The organism is Streptomyces sp. TLI_105 (assembly GCF_900105415.1).
Classification (GTDB): domain Bacteria; phylum Actinomycetota; class Actinomycetes; order Streptomycetales; family Streptomycetaceae; genus Streptomyces.
Genome location: NZ_FNSM01000001.1, coordinates 3813360 through 3835214, shown reverse-complemented (window position 1 = coordinate 3835214; position 21855 = coordinate 3813360). Strand labels below are relative to the sequence as shown.

Here is a 21855-nt window from a genome sequence, read left to right as displayed (position 1 = left end):
GGAAGTCTCCCCTTGGGGAGAGCGGACACGGAGCGCTTCATTGCGTGAGCGTCGCAAGCGCGTCTGAATGGCCGGTAACGACGACATGTCGTACGGGAATCGGGGGCGGGGCCCTTGTCGGGGCCCCGCCCCCGGTATGTCTACGCGTGTCCTCTACGCGCGTCTTCCGGGGCGGCGCTGGGGGAGGCGGGCGCGCAGCACGCGGAAGGCGGCGTAGGTCGCGAGGGCGGCGAGGGCGAGGAGGATGCCGGACTCGATGAGCTGGGTGGGCCAGAAATGGGCGAAGGGGTGGTAGTCGAGGTACTGGACGCCGATGGCCTCGTCGGGACGGCAGCTGCCGTCGGGGACATCCGTGTCGTAGCAGAAGTACCCAGGGAGCCGCTGTCCGTCGGTGCTGATCAGCCCCTGTTCCACGAGCAGGCCGCTCCCGGGCGCCTGGAGGGCGTAGACGCCCTCGTGGGCCCGGCCGGTGATCGTCCGTACCGGAAGGAAGTCCCAGCGGACGGCGCCGAGGGCGAGCATGACCAGGCCCACCACCCCGCCGGTGGCGGCCATGGCCACCAGAGTGCGGCGGACCAGCTGGCCGACGAGGGCGCCGACGGCGATGGCGAGCAGGACGTACGAGGCGAGGACCGTGCCGGTGGCCTCGTACGGGCCGCGCTCGGCCCAGTGGAGGCCGTAGGTGCCCGAGACCCGCTGCCAGCCGATCAGATAGACCGCCGTGAGGGCGAGAGTGGTCGCGAGGGAGGCGGCGGTCGCGGTGAGGAGCTTGGTCCGGAGCCAGGTGACCGGGGTGATCGACTGGGTGAGCGACAGCTTGTACGTCCCCGACTCGAATTCGCGGGCGATCAGGGGGCCCGCGACGAAAGCCCCGACGAGCAGGGGCAGCGCGAGCATCCCCTGGGAGAACTGCGCCATGGCGGCGCGCAGCAGATCGTAGCCCCGGCCCCACCTGTCCGGGAGCTCGGCGTCCTTGCTCATGTCCCAGACCCGCAGCCCCCCGATCACCGCCAGGGACACGGCCACCGCCGCGACCGTCAGCCACAGCGCCCGCCGGTGCTGGCGGGCCGTCACCCAGTGCGGGCCCCTGAGGGCGAGGGCGCTCATGCGGAGGCTCCTTCGGTGGTGCGGAGGTGGGCGAGGAGGAGTTCCTCCAGAGAGGGTTCGGTGGCCACCCACGGGCCTTCGACAGGGCCCTCGCGGCGGACGAGGGCCGTGAGCTGACGGCCCGTCGTCCGGGACTCGACGACCGTGTGCGGGGAGAGGTCGGCGACCGGGCCGGTCACCAGGGTGTGCGCGGCGAGCAGGTCGTCGATCGCGCCGTCGAGGCGGATGCGGCCGTCCTGCACGAGGAGCAGGTGGTCGCAGGCGCCTTCCAGCTCGGTAAGGATGTGCGAGGACATGACGACGGTCGTGCCGCGTTCTGCGGCGTCGGCCAGGAGGGCACCCATGAGTTCGCGCCGGGCGAGGGGGTCGAGGTCCGCCATCGGCTCGTCCAGGAGCAGCAGTTCGGGCCGCTTGCCGAGGGCAAGGGCGAGCGCGAGCCGGGTGCGCTGCCCGCCGGAGAGGGAGCGGACCCGGGCGTTCGCGGGCAGGGGGCCGGCCGCGACGATGCTCTCGGCGACGGCCGGGTCCCAGCGGTCCGGGTTGAGTTCGCGGCCCAGGCGCAGCGTCTCGGCGACGGTGAGCTGCCCGTACAGGGGTTTGTCCTGGGCGACGTACGCGAGGCGGTCCCTCGCGGGGGCCGTGATCCGGCCCTCCGTGGGGCGCAGCAGGCCCGCGGCCAGGCCGAGAAGGGTCGACTTCCCCGCCCCGTTGGGTCCGACGACGGCGGCGACCCGGCCGGCGGGCAGGGCGAACGTGCAGTCCTTCAGGGCCCAGGCTCCGCCACGCCGTCGGTAGTGCATGCCGAGGCCGTCGGCCTCGATGACCGGACCGGTCATTCGTCCCCCTCGAAGTGTTCCTTCAGTACGGATGCGAAGAGCGCGGCCACGTCCTCCCGCTCCAGTCCGGCGGCGCGTGCCCGGCGGGCCCAGTCGGTGAGTTCGCCGCGGAGGGGCGAGTCGGCGGGGCCGGTGCCGAGGGTGGCGCGGACGAAGGTGCCGAGGCCGCGGCGGGCCTCGACGAGGCCTTCGCGTTCGAGCTCGCGGTAGGCCTTGAGGACCGTGTTGGGGTTGATGGCCGTCGCTTCGACGACCTCGCGTGCGGTGGGCAGTCGGTCGCCGGGCTCCAGGAGGCCCATCCGGAGGGCCTGCTTCGTCTGCTGGACGATCTGGAGGTAGGTGGCGACGCCGCTGCGCCGGTCGATGCGGTACTCGACCACGATCCCTTCCACCACCCTTTCACTAATCAAGTAGTGAAAGGGTGGTGGAAAGGAGGGGGCGGTGTCAACCGCCCCCTGTGCACCAGGCGTTACGACTCCGTGCGGTACGGGCCGGTCACGGCTCCGTCCGGTACGGGCGGGTCACGACTCCGTGCGGTACATCAGGTCCACCTCGTGCGTCGTGAACCCGATCCCCTCGTAGACCCGCACCGCCGCCTTGTTGTCCGCGTCCACGTACAGCATCGCCGTCGGCAGCCCCTGCGCCGCCAGGTGCCGCAGGCCGATCGCGGTCAGCGCCTTGCCGAGGCCGCCGCCCTGGGCGTCCGGCAGGATGCCCACCACGTACACCTCGCCGAGCTGCTCCTCGGCGTGCGTCTTCGTCCAGTGGAAGCCGATCAGCCGGCCGTCCTTCTCCGCGAGGAAGAAGCCCTTCGGGTCGAACCACGGCTCGGCCATCCGGTCGTCCAGGTCCCGCTGCGTGAGCGAGCCCTGCTCCGGGTGGTGCGCGAAGGCGGCGGCGTTGACGGCGAGCCAGGCCGTGTCGTCCTGGCCGGGGACGAAGGTGCGGACGGTGACGCCCTCGGGCAGCACCGGCTCCGGGAGGTCGAGCGGCACCAGGGGGCGGCGCAGCTGGCGCAGCTCGCGGAAGAGCGTCAGGCCCAGGACCTGGGCGAGGTGCCGGGCCGCCGACTTGCCGCCGTGCGCCCAGACGCGCAGCCGCTTGCCGGAGGCGTTGAGCAGGGCGGTGCCGAGCGCCCGGCCGTGGCCGCGGCCCCGGTGGGAGGGGTGGACGACCAGTTCCGCGGCCGGGGCCTCGATCGGGTCGGTGTCCTCCAGCTGGGCGTAGCCGTACAGGCGGGGGCCGACGGTGAGGAGGAAGTGCCGCACGCCCTCGCGCCTGCCGTGGCGCAGGTAGAGCCGCCCCTGCTCGGACACGGCGTGCATGCCGTCTGCCTGGTCGGCGGCCGCGAGCAGCTCCAGTACGTCCTGGACCTGCTCGGGGGTGAGCTCGTCATACGTGTGGATCTGCCGTCCCGGTTCGAGGGCCGGCACCGTGTCGGAAGTCATGGCTATGAGCCTACGGCGACAGCTCGTCAGCAAGAGGCAACTGTCTTGTAACCAGCTCCCCCCTGTTGCGCTACGCGCGTTGACTCTAGGCTGCACGCGCAACGGGGAGCAGATCAAGGCCCACCAAACGGGGCAAGGGGACTAGGGGAGAGATGGCAGCGACACCGAGGAAGAACAAGACGGCACGGCGAATTCTCGCCGTCGGCGCGGGGATCGCGACCGTCGGGGCGCTCGTCGCCACGATGCCGTCGGCAGGGGCGGCCGGGGATGAGTTCGCCGCCGGGCAGGGGACGAACGGCAAGGGATGGGGCCGGATGGTCGACGTCCAGCTGCTCTCCTTCAACGACCTGCACGGCAACCTGGAGCCGCCGGCCGGTACGTCCGGGCAGGTCATCCGGACCAAGCCGGACGGCACGACGGAGAAGATCGACGCCGGTGGTGTCGAGTACCTGGCCACGCACCTGCGCCAGGCGCGTGAGGGGAACCGTTACTCCATCACGGCCGCGGCCGGTGACCTGATCGGCGCCTCGCCGCTGCTGTCCGCGCTCTTCCACGACGAGCCGACCATCGAGGCGATGAACCAGCTGGACCTGGACGTCACCTCGGTCGGCAACCACGAGTTCGACGAGGGCGCGCGCGAGCTGGCCCGGATGCAGAACGGCGGCTGTCACCCGACCGCCGGCTGTTTCGTCGAGGGCAAGAACTTCGAGGGCGCCGACTTCCCGTACCTCGCGGCGAACGTGACGGACGAGAAGACCGGCAAGCCGCTGCTCGACCCGTACTTCGTCTGGGAGAAGGACGGCGTCAAGATCGGCTTCATCGGCGTGACCCTGGAGGGCACCCCGAACGTGGTCACCGCCGAGGGCGTCAAGGGCCTGAAGTTCGGCGACGAGGTCGAGACGATCAACAAGTACACGAAGATCCTGGAGCGCAAGGGCGTCAAGTCCATCGTCGCCCTGGTCCACGAGGGCGGCATGCCGGCCTCGTCGTCGGTCGACTACAACTGCGACGGCGACGGTGACGGCGAGGGCGAGGGCGTCTCCGGCGCGATCGTCGACATCGCCAAGAACGTCTCGCCGCAGGTCGACGCGCTGGTCACCGGCCACACGCACCAGGCGTACGTGTGCTCCATCCCGGACCCGACGGGCAAGCCGCGCCTGGTCACCTCGGCGTCCTCGTTCGGCAAGCTGTACACGGACACGACGCTGACGTACGACCGCGCCACCAAGGACATCGTGCGCACGGCCGTCGCCTCCGCCAACCACGTCGTCACCCGTGACGTGCCGAAGGCCGCGGACATGACGAAGCTGATCGAGGACTGGCGCCCGCTCGCCGCCCCGGTCTCCAACCGGCCGCAGGGCTTCATCGCCGCCAACATCGACGGCCGCGGTTCCACGGCGTACGAGAAGCCGCTCGGCGACGTGATCGCCGACGCGCAGCTGGAGGGCCTGGCCCCGGCGGACAAGGGCGGCGCGCAGCTGGCCCTGATGAACCCGGGTGGCATCCGCTCCGACCTCGTCTACAAGGCGTCCGGCGCCGAGGGCGACGGTGTGGTGACGTACGGCGAGGCCTTCAACGTGCAGCCCTTTACCAACATGATGAACGTGGTCGACCTGACCGGCGCGAACCTGATCACCGCACTGAAGCAGCAGGTCAGCGGATCGAACCTGAACTCGATCAAGATCCTTCAGGTGTCGAAGGGTCTGACGTACACGCTCGACCTGACGAAGACGGGCGCGGACCGCGTCGTCGACGGCACGATCAAGCTGAACGGTGAGGCGATCGACCCGGCGAAGACCTACCGCGTCGCGATGAACGAGTTCCTCGCGGGCGGCGGCGACGGCTTCGCGGCCCTGGCCACCGGCAGGAACAAGCTGGTCGGCGCCTCGGACCTGGACGTCTTCAACGCCTACCTGGCGGCCCGCTCCTCGGCGGCCAGCCCGCTGCAGGTGCCTGCGGCGGACCGCATCACCGTGGTGTACCCCCCGAAGCCGTAACCGGCCTCCGGGGCGTAGGACCGGGACCCCGTCGGGCCGTCATGGCCCGGCGGGGTCCCGTGCGTCCTGTCCGAAAGTCGGCTCCCGGCACTGGCCGCATGGTGCACGGGCATTCATCCCGAACCCGGGACTCGGACGGACGACGGCCATATGCTGCTCGTGATCTTGTCGGTGCACGATCAACTTCTGTGATCTCTGGAGGGGCAAGACCGTGAAACATCCCGTCAGACGCTCCATCACCGTCGTACTGGCGCTGTTACTGGCAGGCGCGGGCACATCGGCGCCCGCACACGCCAGTTCGACCGTGGGCGACCGGGTCCTCTACTGGAACGACGCGCTGCTCGACGCCTACGTCGCCACGGGTGGCTCCCCCGGACCCCTGGCACGGTCCGGGGCCATGATGCACCTGGCCATGTACGACGCCGCGAACGCCAGCCGCTGTCACAGCAGCGGCGGCTTCAAGCCGGAGAACTGCATCGGGGCGCTCTACACCCCCGGCATCAGCGTGAAGGCCGGCGTCGCCCCCAACGTCGACGCGGCCCTGGACCACGCCGCCTACAACGTCCTCAAGTCCACCTTCCCCGCGCTGGACTTCACCCCGTACCTCACGGCGGCCCGTACGGGCGAGCCGGTCGACGCCACCACCACCGAGGGCAAGAGCGTCGGCGAGAAGGCCGCCGCGGCGATGATCGCCCGCCGTACCGGCGACGGATCGCAGGACACCACGCCGTACACCCCGAGCACCGCCCCCGGCCAGTGGCGGCCGACGGGCTCCGGTCCTGCGGCGGATCCGAACTGGGGCAAGGTCAAGAAGTTCGTCGACTACGGCGACTACCCGTGGACGCACACCAAGACCACGGCGGCCGACCTGCGTCCGCAGCCGCCCGCCGGGATCGCGACGATGCCCGAGCTGCTGAAGAGCCCGGCCTACACGGCCCAGTTCAAGGAGGTCGCCGAGCTCGGCGCGGCCAACAGCACGACGCGGACCCCGGAGCAGACGCAGATCGCCTGGTTCTGGGCCAACGACCTGAACGGCACCTACAAGCCGCCGGGTCAGCTCTTCACCCACACCCGGATCGTCTCCACGCAGCGCGGACTCGACCAGATCGCCAACGTCCAGCTCTTCGCGCTGATCGCGGGCGCGATGGCGGACGCGGGGATCTCCGCCTGGGACCAGAAGTACCAGACCGCCATCGACCTGTGGCGGCCCGAGAGCGCCGTCAAGCTGGCCGATTCGGACGGCAACCCGGACACCGTGCAGAACAGCTCCTGGCAGCCGCTCTCGGCCGACGCGGCCGGGAACCACTTCAGCCCTCCGTTCCCCGCGTACGTCTCCGGGCACGCGACCTTCGCCGGGGCGTGGGCCGAGTCGATGAAGCAGTTCTTCGGTACGGACAACATCTCCTTCACCGGCACCACCGAGGACCCGCACGCGGTCGGGGTCACCCGCACCTTCGCCAACTTCAGTGCGGCGGCCACCGAGAACGCCCGGAGCCGGGTCTACCTCGGGGTGCACTACCAGTGGGACGGCGACCTCGGCGTCGCCACGGGCCGGAAGGCCGCCGGGCAGATCCTCAACAACTCGTACGGCCCGACGAGCCCCAGCGACAAGACGCCCGTGTACGGCGGCGCCAGCGTCGCCACGGTGGGCAAGCAGTGGCTGATCAAGCCCATGGGTGCCACGTCCGTCGGGAACTTCTACGACGGAGCCCACGCCTCCTGGTACTACTGCGACGACTACGGGGCGGAGAACGTCTACAACCAGCTCATCTGGAACTCCTACGGATGCGCGAACGGCTACGACGGCTCCACGCACCTCTACTACACCCCGCGCTAGTCCCGGAAAGGATGGTCCTCCCGTGAACAGAAAGCACATCCGACGCATCGGCGCGGCCGCCGGTGCGGTCGCCGCGCTCGTCTCCGTCGCGGTCGTCAGCGCGACGAACGCGACGGGATCGCAGGTCGAGCCCACCGTGCCGGGAACGCTCCGGGTCTTCGCCGGACCCTACGAGCAGGCGCAGTTCTGCGAGAACGGCCCGGCCCCGGTGATCTCGGGCGCGAACGGCGGGGCGCTCGCCGCCTCGCCCGTGAAGTTCGGCAAGGACGCGGGCAAGAACAGGAGCTACCACTCCCTGAAGGCCACGTTCGAGGTCGGCAGGCCCGGCGAGGCCGCGCTCATCACCAAGACCGAGAAGATCTGGCCGAACGGCATGGTCTTCAACCTCGCGCTCGGCGCGGGTGAACTGAAGCCGGGTGCGTACCAGTTCCGGCTGCGCACGATCGGCGGCGACCGGGCCTCGGACTGGACGCCCTGGTGCGGGTTCACCGTCACGCGGTGACCTGCGTCATGTGCGTGTGAATTTCGCCCGAACGCTCGGCGTGAGGGGTGGTGTCCGCTTCGGCGGGCGCCACCCCTTTCTCGGTCCGCTCGCCGGGCGGCTCTCGTTCAGCTCACAGGCCGGCCAGAAACTCCCGCACCGCCTTCTCCAGTCCGGCCGGGTCCTTCAGCTGGACGAAGTGGTCGGTGGCGAGTTCGACCAGGGTGGTGCGCGGGCGACGGGCGGTCATGTCGGCGGCGTGCTCGGAGGTGAGCACCTGGCTGTCGGTGCCGTGCACCAGCAGGGCCGGGCACTCGGACGCGAGCCAGGCGGCCCAGTGGTCGCCGTGGACCAGGGTCTCGGAGTCCACGGTGTCCTGGGGGTGGAAGGGCAGTCTCCAGCCGTCGGCGTGCGGGCGCAGTGCGGGGGCGATCATCGGGCCGAGGGGGCCGCAGGCGGCGACGAGTTCCTCGCGGGTGGGGGCGGTGTAGGGGAGGCCGAGCACGAAGGCGAGCGGGCTGGTGCCGGTCTCGGGGAGTTCGGCCGCGGTGTCGATCGAGATCAGACCGGTGAAGCGGTCGGGCCGGGTGGCGGCCAGGTGGTACGCGTTGACCGCGCCGAGCGAGTGTCCGGCGAGGACCACGCGGTCCAGGCCGAGGTGGTCGAGGAGGGCCAGGGCGTCGGCGACATAGCCCTCGCGGCGGTAGTCGGGAGCGCGGTCGGAGTCCCCGTGGCCGCGCTGGTCGAGGGCGATGACTCGCCACTCGGGACCGAGGGCCTCGGCGAGGTGGGCGAAGGAGGCACCTTCGGAGAGGTGGCCGTGCAGGGCGAGCAGCGGGCGGCCGGTGCTGTCGGGAGTGAAGTCCAGGTAGGAGAGGGTACGGCCGTCGACGGTGGTGAGTTCCTTGCGCATGTCGGTTTCCCCCGTGGGTGTCTGATGCCGTGTCGGCTTCGATACATTGACTATACGATCGTTTAATACGGATGTGCAATACGTTTGTATAGGGCGGCCGTCCGAAAGGCCCGTGCAGTGGTATGGCAGGGGCACGTCAAGCGCTGGCATAGTGCGGGCCATGGAGCGACGACGCTTACTCATGGGGGCCCTGGGGGCCGGAGCCGCACTGTTCGTCGGGGCGCCCAGCGCCTTCGCCGTGGACACGCGCGCGTGGATGGGGGCGCACGGGGACGGCGCCGATCTGCGACGGCTCACCATCCCCGGCACGCACGACTCCGGAGCCCGGTACGGCGGCCCCTGGAGCGAGTGCCAGAACACCACCATCGCCCAGCAGCTGGACAGCGGCGTCCGGTTCCTGGACGTGCGGTGCCGGGTGACCGGAGGGTCCTTCGCCATCCACCACGGCGCCTCCTACCAGAACATGATGTTCGGCGACGTCCTCGTCGCCTGCCGGGACTTCCTCGCCGCGCACCCCTCCGAGACCGTCCTCATGCGGGTCAAGCAGGAGTACTCCGAGGAGTCCGACGCCACCTTCCGCGCCGTCTTCGACGACTACCTCGACCGACGCGGATGGCGCTCCCTCTTCCGGATCGGGGACACCCTGCCCCTCCTCGGCGAGGCGCGCGGCCGGGTGGTGCTCCTCGCCGACAACGGCGGGCTCCCCGGCCTGAGATGGGCCGACCCGGCCGTCTTCGCCGTCCAGGACGACTGGAACGCCCTGCCCGACGCCAAGTACCCCAAGATCCAGGCCCAGTTCCGCGCCGCCGTCGCCCAGCCAGGCCGGCTCTACGTGAACTTCGTCAGCACCTCCGCCTACCTGCCGCCCCGCTGGAACTCCGACCGGCTCAACCCGTGGGTCCACGGCTTCCTGGACGGCTCCGAACTGGCCGGCCGCGTCGGCCTCGGGATCGTGCCCCTGGACTTCCCCAACACCCGGACGGGGCTGGTGGAGGCGCTGCTCCGGCACAACTAGCGCGGCGCCCCCGCGCGCGATCGTTCCGTCGGGGTTCAGGCCGTGGCCGTCCACGAGTCTCCGTAGGGCCGGTTCTCAGAGCGCCGGCGGTGGCGTCGGCGCCCCCGGCAGCCGCAGCCTCGCCACCGTGCCGCCGCCCTCCGCCGGCTCCAGCGACACCGCGCCGCCCGCCTGGCGGACCGTACGCGCCACGATCGACAGGCCCAGGCCCGAGCCCGGCAGACTGCGGGCCGACGGGGAGCGCCAGAAGCGGTCGAAGACGTGCGGGAGCTCGTCCGGGGCGATGCCGGGCCCGTGGTCGCGGACGGTCAGCTCGCCCCGCATCAGGCTCACCTCGACCGTGCCCCGGGGCGGCGAGAACTTCACCGCGTTGTCCAGGACGTTCACGAGGGCCCGTTCGAGGGCCGGCGCCTCGGCCCGTACGTACCAGGGCGCGAGGTCCGTGACGAAGGTCAGCTCCGGGCCGCGCAGCCGAGCCCGGTCCAGGGCCGTCCGCAGGATCGTGTGGAGCGGCACCACCTCGAGGGGCCCCGGCTGTACCGCGTCCGGGCGGGCCAGCTCCTGGAGGTCGCCGATCAGCGCGGCCAGCTCCGTCATCTGCGCCTTCACCGAGGCCATCAGGGCCCGCCGGTCGTCCGGCGGGATCGCCCGGCCGGTCTCCTCGCTGCGCGCGAGGAGCTCGACGTTCGTGCGGAGGGAGGTCAGGGGCGTCCGCAGTTCGTGGCCCGCGTCCGCGATGAGCTGCGCCTGCCGGTCCCGGGAGCTCGCGAGCGCCGCCGTCATCGCGTTGAAGGACCGCGACAGACGGGCGATCTCGTCCTCGCCCTCCACCGGGATGCGGACGGTCAGGTCCTCGGTCGCGGCGACGTGCTCGACCGCGTCGGTCAGCCGGTTCACCGGTTCGAGGCCGGTCCGCGCGACCCACAGGCCGGCCGCGCCCGCGCCGACGACGCCGATCCCGGAGACCAGGAGCAGCACCCAGCGGAGCGTGGACATCGAGTTGTCGATCTCGGAGAGCGGCCGGGCGACGGAGACCGCGAGGCCGACGGGGCCGTCCTGCGGGTAGGTGTAGACCCGCATCTCCCGGCCGGCGTCGTCCTTCACCGTGTGCAGGACGTCGTCCAGCTGCCCGCGCGCCACCGCGAGGTCGCCGGCCCCGGCGGGGATCGCGGCCTCGCCGGAGGTGCACACGCCGCCGTCGGCGAGGATGACCTGCACCGTGTACGAGCCCGCCACCGGCGGCGGCGTCGTGCCCTGGCGGCACATCGCCAGCAGGCTCTGCACGCCGTTCGCGTCCAGGCGGGTGCTGCGCAGCGAGGAGTCCAGCTCGTTCTCCAGCTGCGCCCGCGTCACGAACCAGCAGGCCAGCGAGACGGCCGCCACCGCGAACGCCACGGCGGCCGCGGTGAGCAGCGCGAGGCGCGAGCGCAGCGGCCGCGAGCGGAACCAGTTCCTCAGCGGGATTCCACGGGGACCGGTCGTCCTCAGGGGGCCCGTCACTCCCCGCCTCCTCCGCGCAGCGCGTAGCCCACGCCCCGTACGGTGTGGACGAGGCGCGGCTCGCCGCCGGCCTCGGTCTTGCGCCGCAGATACATCACGTACACGTCCAGCGAGTTGGAACTGGGCTCGAAGTCGAAGCCCCACACGGTCTTCAGGATCTGCTCCCGGGTCAGGACCTGGCGCGGGTGCGCGAGGAACATCTCCAGGAGCGTGAACTCGGTCCGCGTCAGCTCCACGGTCCGGCCGCCCCGGGTCACCTCGCGCGTGGCCAGGTTCATCCGCAGGTCCTCGAAGGCCAGGACGTCGTCCTCGGCGGGGGCGGCGGCGGACGCCGAGGCGTAGGAGCTGCGGCGGAGCAGGGCCCGGATGCGGGCGAACAGCTCGTCCAGCTCGAAGGGCTTCACCAGGTAGTCGTCGGCTCCGGCGTCGAGGCCGGTGACCCGGTCGCCGACCGTGTCGCGGGCGGTGAGCATCAGGATCGGCACGGTCGAGCCGGCGGCCCGGATCCGGCGGGCCGCCGTCAGCCCGTCCATGCGGGGCATCTGGACGTCGAGGACGACGAGATCGGGGGCGTACGACTCCATCGCGGCGAGCGCGTCGAGTCCGTCGACGGCGTCCCGCGTCGCGTACCCCTCGAAGGCGAGGCTGCGGCGCAGGGCCTCCCGCACGGCGGGCTCGTCGTCGACGATGAGGATGCGCTCGGCTTCGTTCTGCTGTCCCGGCAAGGGGTGTCCCGTCATGGGGTCAGCGTCGCATGCCGTCCGTATGCCGCTCAGTTGTCGCTGCCCGAGCGGAGGCCGTCCAGGTCGGCCTTCACCGTGTCGATCGGGATCGCGAATCCGAGGCCGACGCTTCCGGCGGTGGAGCCGCTCGAAGAACTGGGCGAATACATGGCCGAATTGATCCCGACGATCTCGCCGTTCATATTGATCAACGCGCCGCCGGAATTCCCCGGATTGAGCGAGGCGTCGGTCTGGATCGCCTTGTACGTGGTCTTCGACGAGCCGGTGTCGCCGTTGAACTGCTGCCCGCCGAACTCGAACGGCCAGCCCTGCCGCGGGTCCCACTGCTGCTGCCCCTGCTGCTGGTCCTGGCCGCCGTCGTCCTTGGCGACGGTCACGTCCCGGTCGAGCGCGGAGACGATGCCGCTGGTGACGGTGCCGGTCAGGCCCTCGGGGGAGCCGATCGCGACGACCTCGTCGCCGACCCTGATCTTCGAGGAGTCGCCGAGCGTGGCGGCCTTGAGCCCCGAGGCGCCCTTGAGCTTGATCAGGGCGAGGTCCTTGTCGGGGTCCGTGCCGACGACCTCGGCCGCGTAGGTCTTGCCGTCGCTGAGCTGCACGGTGACCGAGGAGGCGCCGGAGACCACGTGGTTGTTGGTGACGATCTCGCCGTCGGAGGTGATGATCACGCCCGAGCCGGTGGACTTGCCGGAGTCGGAGGTCGCGGAGATCTCCACGATGGAGGGGGAGACGGCCTCGGCGACCCCGGCGACCGTGCCCTTGGTGCCGGTGGAGACGTTGGTGCCGCTCACGACGGGGGCCGACGCGCTCACCGAGGTGTCGGAGGTGAGCTGCTGCACCAGCGTCGCCGTGCCGCCGCCGACCGCCGCGGCCGCGATGGCCACGGCCGCCATGAGCCCGACCCCCCGCTTGGCGCGGCGGCGGGGCGAGGGGACCGGAGCGGGGACGGCGGCGACGAGGGGCGGGTCCACCGGCGGCGGCACGTGACCGCCCGAGGGCCAGATGGTCGTGCCCGGCTCGGTGGTGATCGGCCGCGTCGGCTCGTACGGCCCCTGCGCCGGCCCCGAGGACTCGTACGGCGCCTGCATCGGCCGCGTCGGCTCGTACGGCGGCCTCGGCGGCTGCGGCGGGTGGTACGGCTGCTGCTCCTGGAAGTCCGTCATGGCTATGACTCTCGGAGCCGTACATGAGAACCGTCTGAGGAGCGGCTGAGAAGCCCGACAGAACCCCGTATGTCCCGTATAAAGACGGGCCCGGCAGGTCTTCTGAGGGGCCCTGCGGGGCTTCTACCCGTGGCAGCCGCAGGAGCGGCGGACGATCAGGGCCGACGGGAAGAGCTTCACGCGCTCCCGGCGCGAGCCCGACACGCGGACCGAGTCGTCGAGGACCAGGTCCACGGCCGCCCGGGCCATCGCCGGGCGGTCCGAGGAGATCGTGGTCAGCGGCGGATCGGTGAGCGCCGCCTCCTTCACGTCGTCGAAGCCCGCGACCGCCAGCTCCGTCGGCACCTCGATGCGCAGCTCACGGGCGGCCCGCAGGACGCCGAAGGCCTGGTCGTCGGTGGAGCAGAAGATGGCCGGCGGCCTGTCGGGCCCGGCGAGCAGCTTCAGGGCGACCTGATAGGCGTCGTACCGGTTGTACGGGGCCTCGAAGAGCCGGCCCTCGGTCGAGCGGCCCGCCTCCAGCATGGCGCGCCGCCAGCCCTCGACGTGGTCGGCGACCGGGTCGCCGACGGCCGGGGTGTTCGGGACGCCGCCGAGGCACGCCACGTACGGGTGGCCGTGCTCCAGGAGGTGCCGGGTGGCGAGCTGGGCGCCGCCGATGTCGTCGGTCACGACGGCCACGTCGTCGATCGCCTCGGGCCGCTCGTGCAGCAGCACCACGCGCGCGTCCCAGGCCTCGATCTCGCTCGCGGCCTGCTCGCTCATGCCCTGGCTGACCAGGATCAGTCCGGAGACCCGCATCCCGAGGAAAGCACGCAGATAGTGGACCTCGCGCTCGGTCCGGTAGTCGGAGTTGCCGACGAGGACCATCTTCCCGCGCTCGGCGGCGGCCTGCTCGACCGCGTGCGCCATCTCGCCGAAGAACGGCTGCCGCGCGTCGGGGACGATCATGCCTATGAGGTCGGTGCGGCGCGAGGCCATCGCCTGGGCCACCCGGTCGGGCCGGTAGCCCAGCTCCTTGATCGCGGCGAGGACACGCTCGCGCGTGGCCGGGGCGACCGGCCTTGGTCCGTTGTTGATGACGTAGCTCACGACCGCGGTAGAAGTACCTGCCAGTCGAGCTACGTCATCCCGCGTCACCTTGGCCACGCGCGGAAGTCTACGCGGGGGGACCTACCTACCGGCAGGCCGCACTGTGGCATCCGCCACGTTCCTGTCCTCCGCAAGGGTGACGTCCTCCGTGGCGTCCTTGACGCGACCGCCCGCGCGGGCCCCCTCCTTGGCGCGGGCCTCCTCCGCCGCCCTCTCCACCTTCTCGGGCGTGACGAAGCGGTAGCCGACGTTCCGGACGGTGCCGATGAGCGACTCGTGCTCGGGGCCGAGCTTGGCCCGCAGCCGCCGCACGTGGACGTCGACCGTACGGGTGCCGCCGAAGTAGTCGTACCCCCACACCTCCTGGAGGAGCTGGGCGCGCGTGAAGACCCGGCCCGGATGCTGGGCCAGGTACTTCAGCAGCTCGAACTCCTTGAAGGTCAGGTCCAGGACCCGGCCCTTGAGCTTCGCGCTGTACGTCGCCTCGTCGACCGACAGGTCGCCGTTGCGGATCTCCATCGGGGAGTCGTCGGAGACGATCTGCTGGCGGCCCATCGCGAGCCGGAGCCGCGCCTCGACCTCGGCGGGGCCCGCCGTGTCGAGGAGGACGTCGTCGATGCCCCAGTCGGCGGTGACGGCCGCGAGGCCGCCCTCCGTGACGACCAGGATCAGCGGACAGCCGGGCCCGGTGGAGCGCAGCAGCTGGCAGAGCGAGCGCACCTGCGGGAGGTCGCGCCTGCCGTCGACGAGGATCACGTCCGCGCCGGGGGTGTCCACGAGGGCGGGGCCCTCGGCCGGGGCGACCCGGACGTTGTGCAGCAGCAGGCCGAGGGCGGGGAGCACCTCGGTCGACGGCTGGAGGGCGTTGGTCAGGAGCAGCAGTGAACTCATCGCGCGCCACCTGCCCAGGTCGTCTTCGGTCCGTGGTGCGTCGTTCGCTCGTCCATGACGTCGGTTCCTCCTCGGTCCCTGCGAGGACGTCTACGTGTGCTCACGTGCGGCTCTCGCGCCCCGAGAGCTTTTGTTCATCCATCCGTAACAACGGTCGGAAAACACAAAAGGACCCGGGGGCTGCGTTGCCCGGATCCTCTGGCAGCAGAATAGCCGACATGAGTTCCGAGGGAGAGGGCCGATTTCACATGGTGGATGTTTCCTCGCTCACTTCCGTCCATCACCGGCTGCCCCGGCGCGCCATGCTGCGTACCGATGACGGTGTCCGGATCGAGGCGGTTTACGAACCCTCACGGGCAAGTGTCACCGATACGGCGGTGGTCCTCGCCCACGGCTTCACCGGGGCGGCCGACCGGCCCGCCGTCCGGCGGGCCGCCGGCGTCCTCGCGGAGCGCGGCGCGGCCGTCGTCACCTTCTCCTTCCGCGGGCACGGCCGCTCCGGCGGCCGCTCCACCGTCGGCGACCGGGAGGTCCTCGACCTGTCCGCCGCCGTCCGCTGGGCCCGTGACCTCGGCCACGCGCGCGTGGCGACGCTCGGCTTCTCCATGGGCGGCTCCGTGGTCCTGCGCCAGGCGGCCCTGGAGCGGGGGACGGAGGCCCGCGCCGACGCGGTGGCCGCCGTGTCCGCGCCCGCCCGGTGGTACTACCGGGGCACGGCCCCGATGCGCCGCCTCCACTGGGTGGTCACCCGGCCGGCGGGCCGCCTCGTCGGCCGGTACGGCTTCGGCACCCGGATCGACAGCAGGGCCTGGGACCCCGTGCCCCTGTCTCCCGTGGAGGCGGTCCCGCTGATCGCGCCGACCCCGCTGCTGATCGTGCACGGCGACCGCGACGCGTACTTCCCGCTCGACCACCCGCGCATGCTGGCCGCCGCGGGCGACGCGGAGCTCTGGCTGGAGCGGGGCATGGGCCACGCCGAGAACGCGGCCGACGAAAAGCTGCTCGCCCGGCTGGGGGACTGGCTCACGCGCGCGTAGCCACGGGCCGGCCCACGCGCGTGGCCGCAGGGAGGACCGGCCCGCGCGCGCATGGCTCATGATGGGGGGCGGCGCGCACACGAACGAAGGGAGCGCCGCTATGGCAGCGGGAACCATCCGCTACTGGGCCGCGGCCAAGGCCGCCGCCGGTGTCGCCGAGGAGCCGTACACCGCCGAGACCCTGGCCGAGGCACTCGACGCGGTCCGCGCACAGCACCCGGGCGAGCTCGTCCAGGTCCTCAAGCGGTGCTCGTTCCTGGTCGACGGCGACCCCGTCGGGACCCGGAGCCATGAGACGGTACGGCTTGCCGAGGGCGGCACGGTCGAGGTGCTCCCCCCGTTCGCAGGAGGGTGAACCCCAGAGCAATGAGCAACGACCAGTACTACGGCGGTCAGCAGTACGACCCGTACGCGAACGCCGACGCGAACGGGCAGACCCCCGCCGACGTCACGCAGACGTGGGAGGGCCAGACCTGGGACACCACGTACCAGCCGGCCGTCTCGTACGACCAGATCCAGGCCGCCCGGGCCCAGGGCCAGGCACAGGCCCAGGCCGCCGAGACCCGGCTCCAGCCGCAGGCCGCGCCGCCGCCGCAGCACCAGGCCCCCGCGGGCCACGGGACGCCGGAGCCGTACGGACAGCAGCCGTACCAGCAGCAGCCGTACGAGCAGTACCCGTCGCAGGGGGACCCCGCCGCGTACTACGCGGAGCCCGCGCCCGCGCCGACGGCCTTCGCCGAACCCGCGCCCGCGGCCTACCCCGAGTCCGGGCCTGAGCCCGCACCCCCGGCCGCCCCCGTGGCCGACGCGGGGCCCGCCTACTCCTCGCCCACCACCTCCGGGAACACCCGCATCACCGACGCCCAGCGCGCCCGCGCCGAGGGCCGCTCGCCCGTGATCGAGCCCGGCATGCAGCCCGCCGCCCTCACCGCCGTCCTCGGCCTGCTGCTCGCGGGCGGCGCCTCCCTCGGCTCGTACGGGCTCCTCGTCCCGCTCGTCCTGCTCCAGGGCCTCACCGCCGCCGGCTGGTTCCGGCTCAACGGCATGTGGCCCGCCCGGCAGGGCATCGCCCTCGCCTTCCTCGGCGGCCTCGTCGCCGACGCCGCCCTGCTCGCCACCGGCCGGGAGCACGCGGCCGCCGCGATCCTGGGCACCCTCGGCGTCTGGGTGCTGCTCTGCCTCGTCCTCCAGCTGCGCAGCCACGCCGATCCCGACGAGCGCATGTACGGCCTGATGGCCACCATCGCCTCCGCCGCCCTGACCGTCGTCGCCACCGGGCACCTCGGCGCCGCCCCGGACGCCGTGGTCGTCGGCGGGACCGCCGTCGCCGCCGCCGTCCTCGCCCGGGCGCTGCCGCTGCCCGGACCGGTCTCCCTGGTCGCCGCCCTGCTCGCCTCGGCGGGCGCCGGGATCGCGGCCGGCGGCCTCACCGACCTGGGCACCTCCGGGGCGCTGCTCGGCCTCGGCGCCGGGGTCTGCGCGCTGGTCGGCCTGCGGGCGGCCAGCTACGACTACCCGTCGCGGTTCGTCCACATGACCGCGGGCGTCGCGCTGCCGCTCACCGCCGCCGCGCCCGCCGTCTACCTGCTGGGCCGCGCCCTGGTCTGACCTGCGGCCCGTCCTGGGCACGGGAACCAACCGGCCCTCCGACACGTCGATCTTCGTGTCGGGGGGCCGGAACTTTTACGGGAACCACTACGGGGGGACGCGCAACCCATGCGAGCACTGCGGATTCTGTTGATCGTGGCCGTCGTGCTGGGCGGGATCCTCGTCGGGATCGACCGGCTGGCCGTGGCGTACGCCGAGTCGGAGGCGTCGAGCCGGGTGAAGCTCTCGGCCTCGACCAGCGACTCGATCGAGGTCGACATCAAGGGCTTCCCGTTCCTCACCCAGGTCGCGGACAAGCGGTTCGACGAGGTCGACGTGCGGGCGACCGGCGTGCGGGCGAAGGCGGGCGACAAGGACATCCGGGTCGGCGAGCTCACCGTGTCCCTGCGGGACGTGACCGTGACCGGCGACTGGGCGGGCGCGAAGGCGGGCTCGGCGAGCGGCACGGCCCTCATCTCGTACGCGGACCTCACCGCCGCCTCCGACCGCGAGGCCACCGTCGCCTACGGCGAGAACGGCAAGGTGAAGGTCACCGGCAGCGTGAAGGTCCTGGGCCGCACCCTGACCCGTTCGGTCCTGTCCACGGTGACCGTCGTGAACGGCGACACCATCCGGGTCCGCGCCGACGAGGTGCCGGGCGCCGGCATCCCGGGCCTCGAGGACCTGGTCCGCGCGCGCACCGACTTCGAGCGCCCGATCGGCCTGATCGCCGGCATGAAGGTGGAGAAGGTCGAGCCGCGCCCGGACGGCCTGGCGGTCACCGTGTCCGGCAAGGACGTCGCCCTGGCGGGCTGACGGGAGCCCGGACGGCCCCCTTGGTCACATGCTGAGACGGGTCCGTCCGATCCGCAGAAGGCGAAGCGGACACCTCGGCGCGGAGGCGTCCGGAGCCGACTCCCACGGTGATCACGTCTCGCATCTCGGACGATCGCGTCTCAAAATACGACACACCGGTGACACGGCCGCCTGTCCGTCCCTACGATCGAGGGCATGAAGCGACAGGCGGATCTCACGAAGCGGCGGGCAGTAGACCTGTGCCGCGTCGCCGCCATGCTCTGTCGCTCAGTCTGAGCGGGACGCCAACTCCCGTATCCCTCAGGCCCGTTGACTGACGTCGGGGCCGCCCTGTGCAGAGCCGTACGCACGTCCGCTGTCCGTACGCACGCGACGACGCGTACCGCACCACACACCCGCACCACCGCAGCACACCCCCGCACACTGCCCCGGAGGAGAACAGCATGGCTCGCAGCGACGTCCTGGTCGACGCGGACTGGGTCGAGGCCAACCTCGACAACCCGCAGGTAGCCGTTGTCGAGGTCGACGAGGACACCTCGGCCTACGAGAAGAACCACATCCGCAACGCCATCCGCATCGACTGGACGAAGGACCTGCAGGACCCGGTCCGCCGCGACTTCATCGACCAGGAGGGCTTCGAGAAGCTCCTCTCGGCCAAGGGCATCGCGAACGACACCACGGTCGTCCTCTACGGCGGCAACAACAACTGGTTCGCCTCCTACGCCTACTGGTACTTCAAGCTCTACGGCCACCAGGACGTCAAGCTCCTCGACGGCGGCCGCAAGAAGTGGGAGCTCGACTCCCGCGACCTCGTCGCTGAGGTCCCGGCCCGCCCGGCCACCGAGTACAAGGCCAAGGCCCAGGACGCCTCGATCCGCGCCTTCCGCGACGACGTCGTGGCCGCGATCGGCGCCCAGAACCTGGTCGACGTCCGCTCGCCCGACGAGTTCTCCGGCAAGCTGCTCGCCCCGGCGCACCTCCCGCAGGAGCAGTCGCAGCGCCCCGGCCACGTGCCCAGCGCCCGCAACATCCCGTGGTCGAAGAACGCCAACGACGACGGCACCTTCAAGTCGGACGACGAGCTCAAGGCCCTCTACGAGGCCGAGCAGGTCGACCTGGCGAAGGACACCATCGCCTACTGCCGCATCGGCGAGCGCTCCGCGCTCACCTGGTTCGTCCTGCACGAGCTGCTCGAGGTCCCGAACGTCAAGAACTACGACGGCTCCTGGACCGAGTACGGCTCCCTCGTCGGCGTGCCGATCGAGCTCGGCGCCAACAAGTAACCCGGTCGCGCGACCCCGAAACCTCTAGGACAGGACAGAGAACATGTGTGGAGCTCAGGTCGGCGGCCCCGACGTCAGCACGCTCAAGCCCGGTGAGACGGCCATCCAGGGCCAGGTGACCAAGGACGGCGAGCCCGTCACCGGTTACGTGCGCCTCCTCGACGGCTCCGGCGAGTTCACCGCCGAGGTCCCGACCTCGGCCACCGGTCAGTTCCGCTTCTACGCGGCGACCGGCGAGTGGACCCTCCGCGCCCTGGTCCCCGGTGCCCAGGCCGACCGCAAGGTCGTCGTCACCGAGGCCGGCAGCCTGACGGACGTGGCCATCGCGGTCTGATCCGCGAGCGCGGTGACACACCGCACCCGAACGGCCGGAGGGCCGTGCCTCCTGGGGGGTTGGACGCCATTCCAGGACCTGAGGCACGGCCCTTCGGTCTGTTCTGTTCCGGTCGTACGCTGAAGGTGTGATCGCACGACGTCGACGCGTCTACTTCTGGATGATGGGCGTCTGCCTGGTGCTTTTCGTGGGTGCCTGGGCCGTCGTGCGCCTGTTCTCCATGCCGGTCGCGATCGGCATGTGTGTCGTCGCCATGGTCATCCCCCCGGTCGCCGCGATGGTCGCGAACCGCCGGGGCCCGGACGACCGCTGGTGGGACGATCCCTCGGGCGACCCGAAGTCGGACGAGTGGTGGGACGAACTCGACGGCAAGAAGCGCCGGGAGCCGTGAGCAGCCGGGCACGCCGACGTCGCCGGGCGGAGTCCGGCGCAGCGTCTCGAAGCCCGTGAGGCCCCCGGGGCCGAGCGGTGCGAGAGGCGCGTCGAAATCAGTAGACGAGGGCCTGGGTCTCGTCGGCCAGTGCTTCCTGGACGAAGACCTGGGCGCCGGCGATGCGGACGCCGTCCAGGACGTCCTTCTCCGTGATCTCGCGGCGGGCCGCGCACTGCGTGCAGAGCGTGATGCGGCCGGCCGCCAGGATCGAGTCGATCAGGTCCGGCAGCGGCGCCGCGTGCGGGAGCTCGAACTCCGCCGCGCGGCCCGGGAGGGCGAACCAGGAGGACTCGCCGGTCAGCCAGAGCGAGACCTCGACTCCGCTGGCGACGGCGACGGCGGCCACCGTGAAGGCCTGGGAGCAGCGTTCGGGGGCGTCGGCCCCTGCGGTCACCTTGATCACGAGCTTCTTCGCCATATGCCGAACTGTAATGCGCGGCACTGCAACCTCATGCGCCCCTCGCGTGTCAGCTGTGTGCGCGGGTGACGGAATCCGCGCTTCAGGTCTCGTGGGGGGACTCTTGAGTATCGAAGAAAGTATCCAAAATGCGGATACAACATCACCACCTGAGCCGGATCCGGTCACGGAAACCGCGCCTCCGGTCCGGGCGCCGCGCCGCCGGGTCCTCCGTACCGTCGGTCTCATCGCAGTCGCCGCCGTCATCGGCCTCGTCGGCGGCACCGCCGTCGGCTACGGCATCCAGGCCGACCGCGAACCGACCGCGCTCCCTCCGCTGAACCAGCCCGGCCTCGCGTACCCGGCGAAGCCGCTGCCCAAGGGCCAGGAACCGGCGCCGCTGTCGGCGAAGGAGGACCGGCAGGCGAAGGCGCAGGGCGACCTGCGGAAGCTGCTGGTGGCCAAGCCGGCCGGCGCGAAGGCGGACGAGTTCGCCGACCGTGACGGCTGGATGTCGGTGAGCACGTTCGCCTCGGACTTCAAAGAGCCCGGCAGAGCCCTCGACTACCAGCTGGGCCTGGGCGTCCGGCGGATCGCCGTGACGTCCTGGGCGTCGGGCGAGCACAAGCGGACGGAGGTCCGGCTCGTCCAGTACCGGTCCGGGGACGTCCGCGGCGCGCAGGAGTACATCGAGGACCAGCAGTCCTACATGCCGGAGGAGAAGTTCGCCCGGAACGAGGGCACGGCCCTCAAGGGCTCGGCCGACGGCCGCTACTACGTCTTCCCCGTGCAGCGGGAGGCCGGCTACCTGGACCTCTACGAGACCCGGGCCTACTTCCACCGCGGTGACATCGCGGTGGAGATCTTCATGTACGACACGGAGAAGATCTCCGAGAAGGACATCCGTTCCCTGGCCGAGCGACAGCTGGGGCGCCTGTGAGTGAG

At 71.5% G+C, this 21855-nt stretch carries 24 protein-coding genes; 13 read left to right on the top strand and 11 right to left on the bottom strand.

Features of this window, described 5'->3' with window-relative positions; genetic code table 11:
• Window positions 1–153: 153 nt before the first annotated feature.
• From BLW86_RS17530 to mshD, 4 genes are all read right to left on the bottom strand, one after another.
• A complete protein-coding gene (locus tag BLW86_RS17530) occupies window positions 154–1107 on the bottom strand; it encodes an ABC transporter permease subunit (protein WP_093874914.1) in 954 nt (317 codons plus the stop codon).
• Window positions 1104–1943 carry an ABC transporter ATP-binding protein gene (locus BLW86_RS17525; protein WP_093874913.1) on the bottom strand — a complete coding sequence of 280 codons (840 nt, stop codon included), beginning with the start codon at window positions 1941–1943 and terminating at the stop codon, window positions 1104–1106. The genes BLW86_RS17530 and BLW86_RS17525 overlap by 4 nt, the downstream gene beginning before the upstream one ends.
• The gene (locus tag BLW86_RS17520; RefSeq protein ID WP_093878716.1) at window positions 1940–2323 is read right to left on the bottom strand and encodes a GntR family transcriptional regulator; all 384 of its coding nucleotides are present in this window, start codon (window positions 2321–2323) and stop codon (window positions 1940–1942) included. The genes BLW86_RS17525 and BLW86_RS17520 overlap by 4 nt, the downstream gene beginning before the upstream one ends.
• Window positions 2324–2464: 141 nt before the next feature.
• On the bottom strand, window positions 2465–3391 hold the full coding sequence (gene mshD / locus BLW86_RS17515) for a mycothiol synthase (RefSeq protein WP_093874912.1): 927 nt from the start codon (window positions 3389–3391) through the stop codon (window positions 2465–2467).
• Window positions 3392–3543: 152 nt separating this feature from the next.
• Between mshD and BLW86_RS17510 the strand changes: the two genes are divergently transcribed.
• The 3 genes from BLW86_RS17510 (at window position 3544) to BLW86_RS17500 (ending at window position 7727) form a co-directional block, all read left to right on the top strand.
• The gene (locus BLW86_RS17510) at window positions 3544–5388 is read left to right on the top strand and encodes a bifunctional metallophosphatase/5'-nucleotidase (protein ID WP_093874911.1); all 1845 of its coding nucleotides are present in this window, start codon (window positions 3544–3546) and stop codon (window positions 5386–5388) included.
• Window positions 5389–5692: 304 nt separating this feature from the next.
• Window positions 5693–7225 (top strand): vanadium-dependent haloperoxidase, encoded by a 1533-nt coding sequence (locus tag BLW86_RS17505; RefSeq protein ID WP_093874910.1) that lies wholly within the window; start codon window positions 5693–5695, stop codon window positions 7223–7225.
• Window positions 7226–7247: 22 nt separating this feature from the next.
• A complete protein-coding gene (locus BLW86_RS17500) occupies window positions 7248–7727 on the top strand; it encodes a hypothetical protein (RefSeq protein WP_093874909.1) in 480 nt (159 codons plus the stop codon).
• 112 nt (window positions 7728–7839) lie between these two features.
• Here the strand turns inward: BLW86_RS17500 and BLW86_RS17495 are convergent, their stop codons facing one another.
• Window positions 7840–8619, bottom strand: a complete 780-nt coding sequence (locus tag BLW86_RS17495; protein WP_093874908.1) for an alpha/beta fold hydrolase — start codon at window positions 8617–8619, stop codon at window positions 7840–7842.
• Between the two features lie 160 nt (window positions 8620–8779).
• Here BLW86_RS17495 and BLW86_RS17490 point away from each other — a divergent pair, with 160 nt between their 5' ends.
• A complete protein-coding gene (locus tag BLW86_RS17490) occupies window positions 8780–9634 on the top strand; it encodes a phosphatidylinositol-specific phospholipase C (protein ID WP_177181681.1) in 855 nt (284 codons plus the stop codon).
• 75 nt (window positions 9635–9709) lie between these two features.
• Here BLW86_RS17490 and BLW86_RS17485 read toward each other — a convergent pair whose 3' ends face one another.
• The 5 genes from BLW86_RS17485 to BLW86_RS17465 all read right to left on the bottom strand — a co-directional run bounded on the left by BLW86_RS17485 (window position 9710) and on the right by BLW86_RS17465 (window position 15023).
• A complete protein-coding gene (locus BLW86_RS17485; RefSeq protein ID WP_093874906.1) occupies window positions 9710–11134 on the bottom strand; it encodes a sensor histidine kinase in 1425 nt (474 codons plus the stop codon).
• On the bottom strand, window positions 11131–11874 hold the full coding sequence (locus tag BLW86_RS17480) for a response regulator transcription factor (protein WP_093874905.1): 744 nt from the start codon (window positions 11872–11874) through the stop codon (window positions 11131–11133). The genes BLW86_RS17485 and BLW86_RS17480 overlap by 4 nt, the downstream gene beginning before the upstream one ends.
• 32 nt (window positions 11875–11906) lie before the next feature.
• A complete protein-coding gene (locus BLW86_RS17475) occupies window positions 11907–13040 on the bottom strand; it encodes a S1C family serine protease (RefSeq protein ID WP_093874904.1) in 1134 nt (377 codons plus the stop codon).
• Between the two features lie 123 nt (window positions 13041–13163).
• A complete protein-coding gene (locus BLW86_RS17470; protein ID WP_093874903.1) occupies window positions 13164–14189 on the bottom strand; it encodes a LacI family DNA-binding transcriptional regulator in 1026 nt (341 codons plus the stop codon).
• Window positions 14190–14213: 24 nt separating this feature from the next.
• Window positions 14214–15023, bottom strand: coding sequence for a response regulator transcription factor (locus BLW86_RS17465; RefSeq protein ID WP_093874902.1), 810 nt, complete (start codon window positions 15021–15023; stop codon window positions 14214–14216).
• Between the two features lie 218 nt (window positions 15024–15241).
• Here BLW86_RS17465 and BLW86_RS17460 point away from each other — a divergent pair, with 218 nt between their 5' ends.
• The 8 genes from BLW86_RS17460 to BLW86_RS17425 all read left to right on the top strand — a co-directional run bounded on the left by BLW86_RS17460 (window position 15242) and on the right by BLW86_RS17425 (window position 20471).
• Window positions 15242–16060, top strand: a complete 819-nt coding sequence (locus BLW86_RS17460; protein WP_093874901.1) for an alpha/beta hydrolase — start codon at window positions 15242–15244, stop codon at window positions 16058–16060.
• A 100-nt stretch (window positions 16061–16160) separates the two neighbouring features.
• Window positions 16161–16415, top strand: coding sequence for a MoaD/ThiS family protein (locus BLW86_RS17455; protein ID WP_093874900.1), 255 nt, complete (start codon window positions 16161–16163; stop codon window positions 16413–16415).
• An 11-nt stretch (window positions 16416–16426) separates the two neighbouring features.
• The gene (locus BLW86_RS17450) at window positions 16427–17668 is read left to right on the top strand and encodes a hypothetical protein (RefSeq protein WP_093874899.1); all 1242 of its coding nucleotides are present in this window, start codon (window positions 16427–16429) and stop codon (window positions 17666–17668) included.
• Between the two features lie 108 nt (window positions 17669–17776).
• Window positions 17777–18463: an LmeA family phospholipid-binding protein gene (locus BLW86_RS17445; RefSeq protein ID WP_093874898.1), complete on the top strand. Its 687-nt coding sequence runs from the start codon at window positions 17777–17779 to the stop codon at window positions 18461–18463.
• A 195-nt stretch (window positions 18464–18658) separates the two neighbouring features.
• Window positions 18659–18739 carry a putative leader peptide gene (locus tag BLW86_RS44045; RefSeq protein WP_350497993.1) on the top strand — a complete coding sequence of 27 codons (81 nt, stop codon included), beginning with the start codon at window positions 18659–18661 and terminating at the stop codon, window positions 18737–18739.
• A gap of 167 nt (window positions 18740–18906) precedes the next feature.
• Window positions 18907–19746: a sulfurtransferase gene (locus tag BLW86_RS17435; protein ID WP_086826830.1), complete on the top strand. Its 840-nt coding sequence runs from the start codon at window positions 18907–18909 to the stop codon at window positions 19744–19746.
• A 43-nt stretch (window positions 19747–19789) separates the two neighbouring features.
• Complete coding sequence (locus BLW86_RS17430; protein ID WP_030693674.1) at window positions 19790–20080, top strand: DUF1416 domain-containing protein; 291 nt, start codon at window positions 19790–19792, stop codon at window positions 20078–20080.
• A gap of 127 nt (window positions 20081–20207) precedes the next feature.
• On the top strand, window positions 20208–20471 hold the full coding sequence (locus BLW86_RS17425) for a DUF3099 domain-containing protein (protein ID WP_093874897.1): 264 nt from the start codon (window positions 20208–20210) through the stop codon (window positions 20469–20471).
• A gap of 97 nt (window positions 20472–20568) precedes the next feature.
• On the opposite strand, the gene BLW86_RS17420 is transcribed toward BLW86_RS17425, so the two are convergent.
• Window positions 20569–20931 carry a DsrE family protein gene (locus BLW86_RS17420; protein ID WP_093874896.1) on the bottom strand — a complete coding sequence of 121 codons (363 nt, stop codon included), beginning with the start codon at window positions 20929–20931 and terminating at the stop codon, window positions 20569–20571.
• A gap of 103 nt (window positions 20932–21034) precedes the next feature.
• Here BLW86_RS17420 and BLW86_RS17415 point away from each other — a divergent pair, with 103 nt between their 5' ends.
• Complete coding sequence (locus tag BLW86_RS17415; protein WP_256341343.1) at window positions 21035–21850, top strand: hypothetical protein; 816 nt, start codon at window positions 21035–21037, stop codon at window positions 21848–21850.
• Window positions 21851–21855 lie beyond the last annotated feature (5 nt).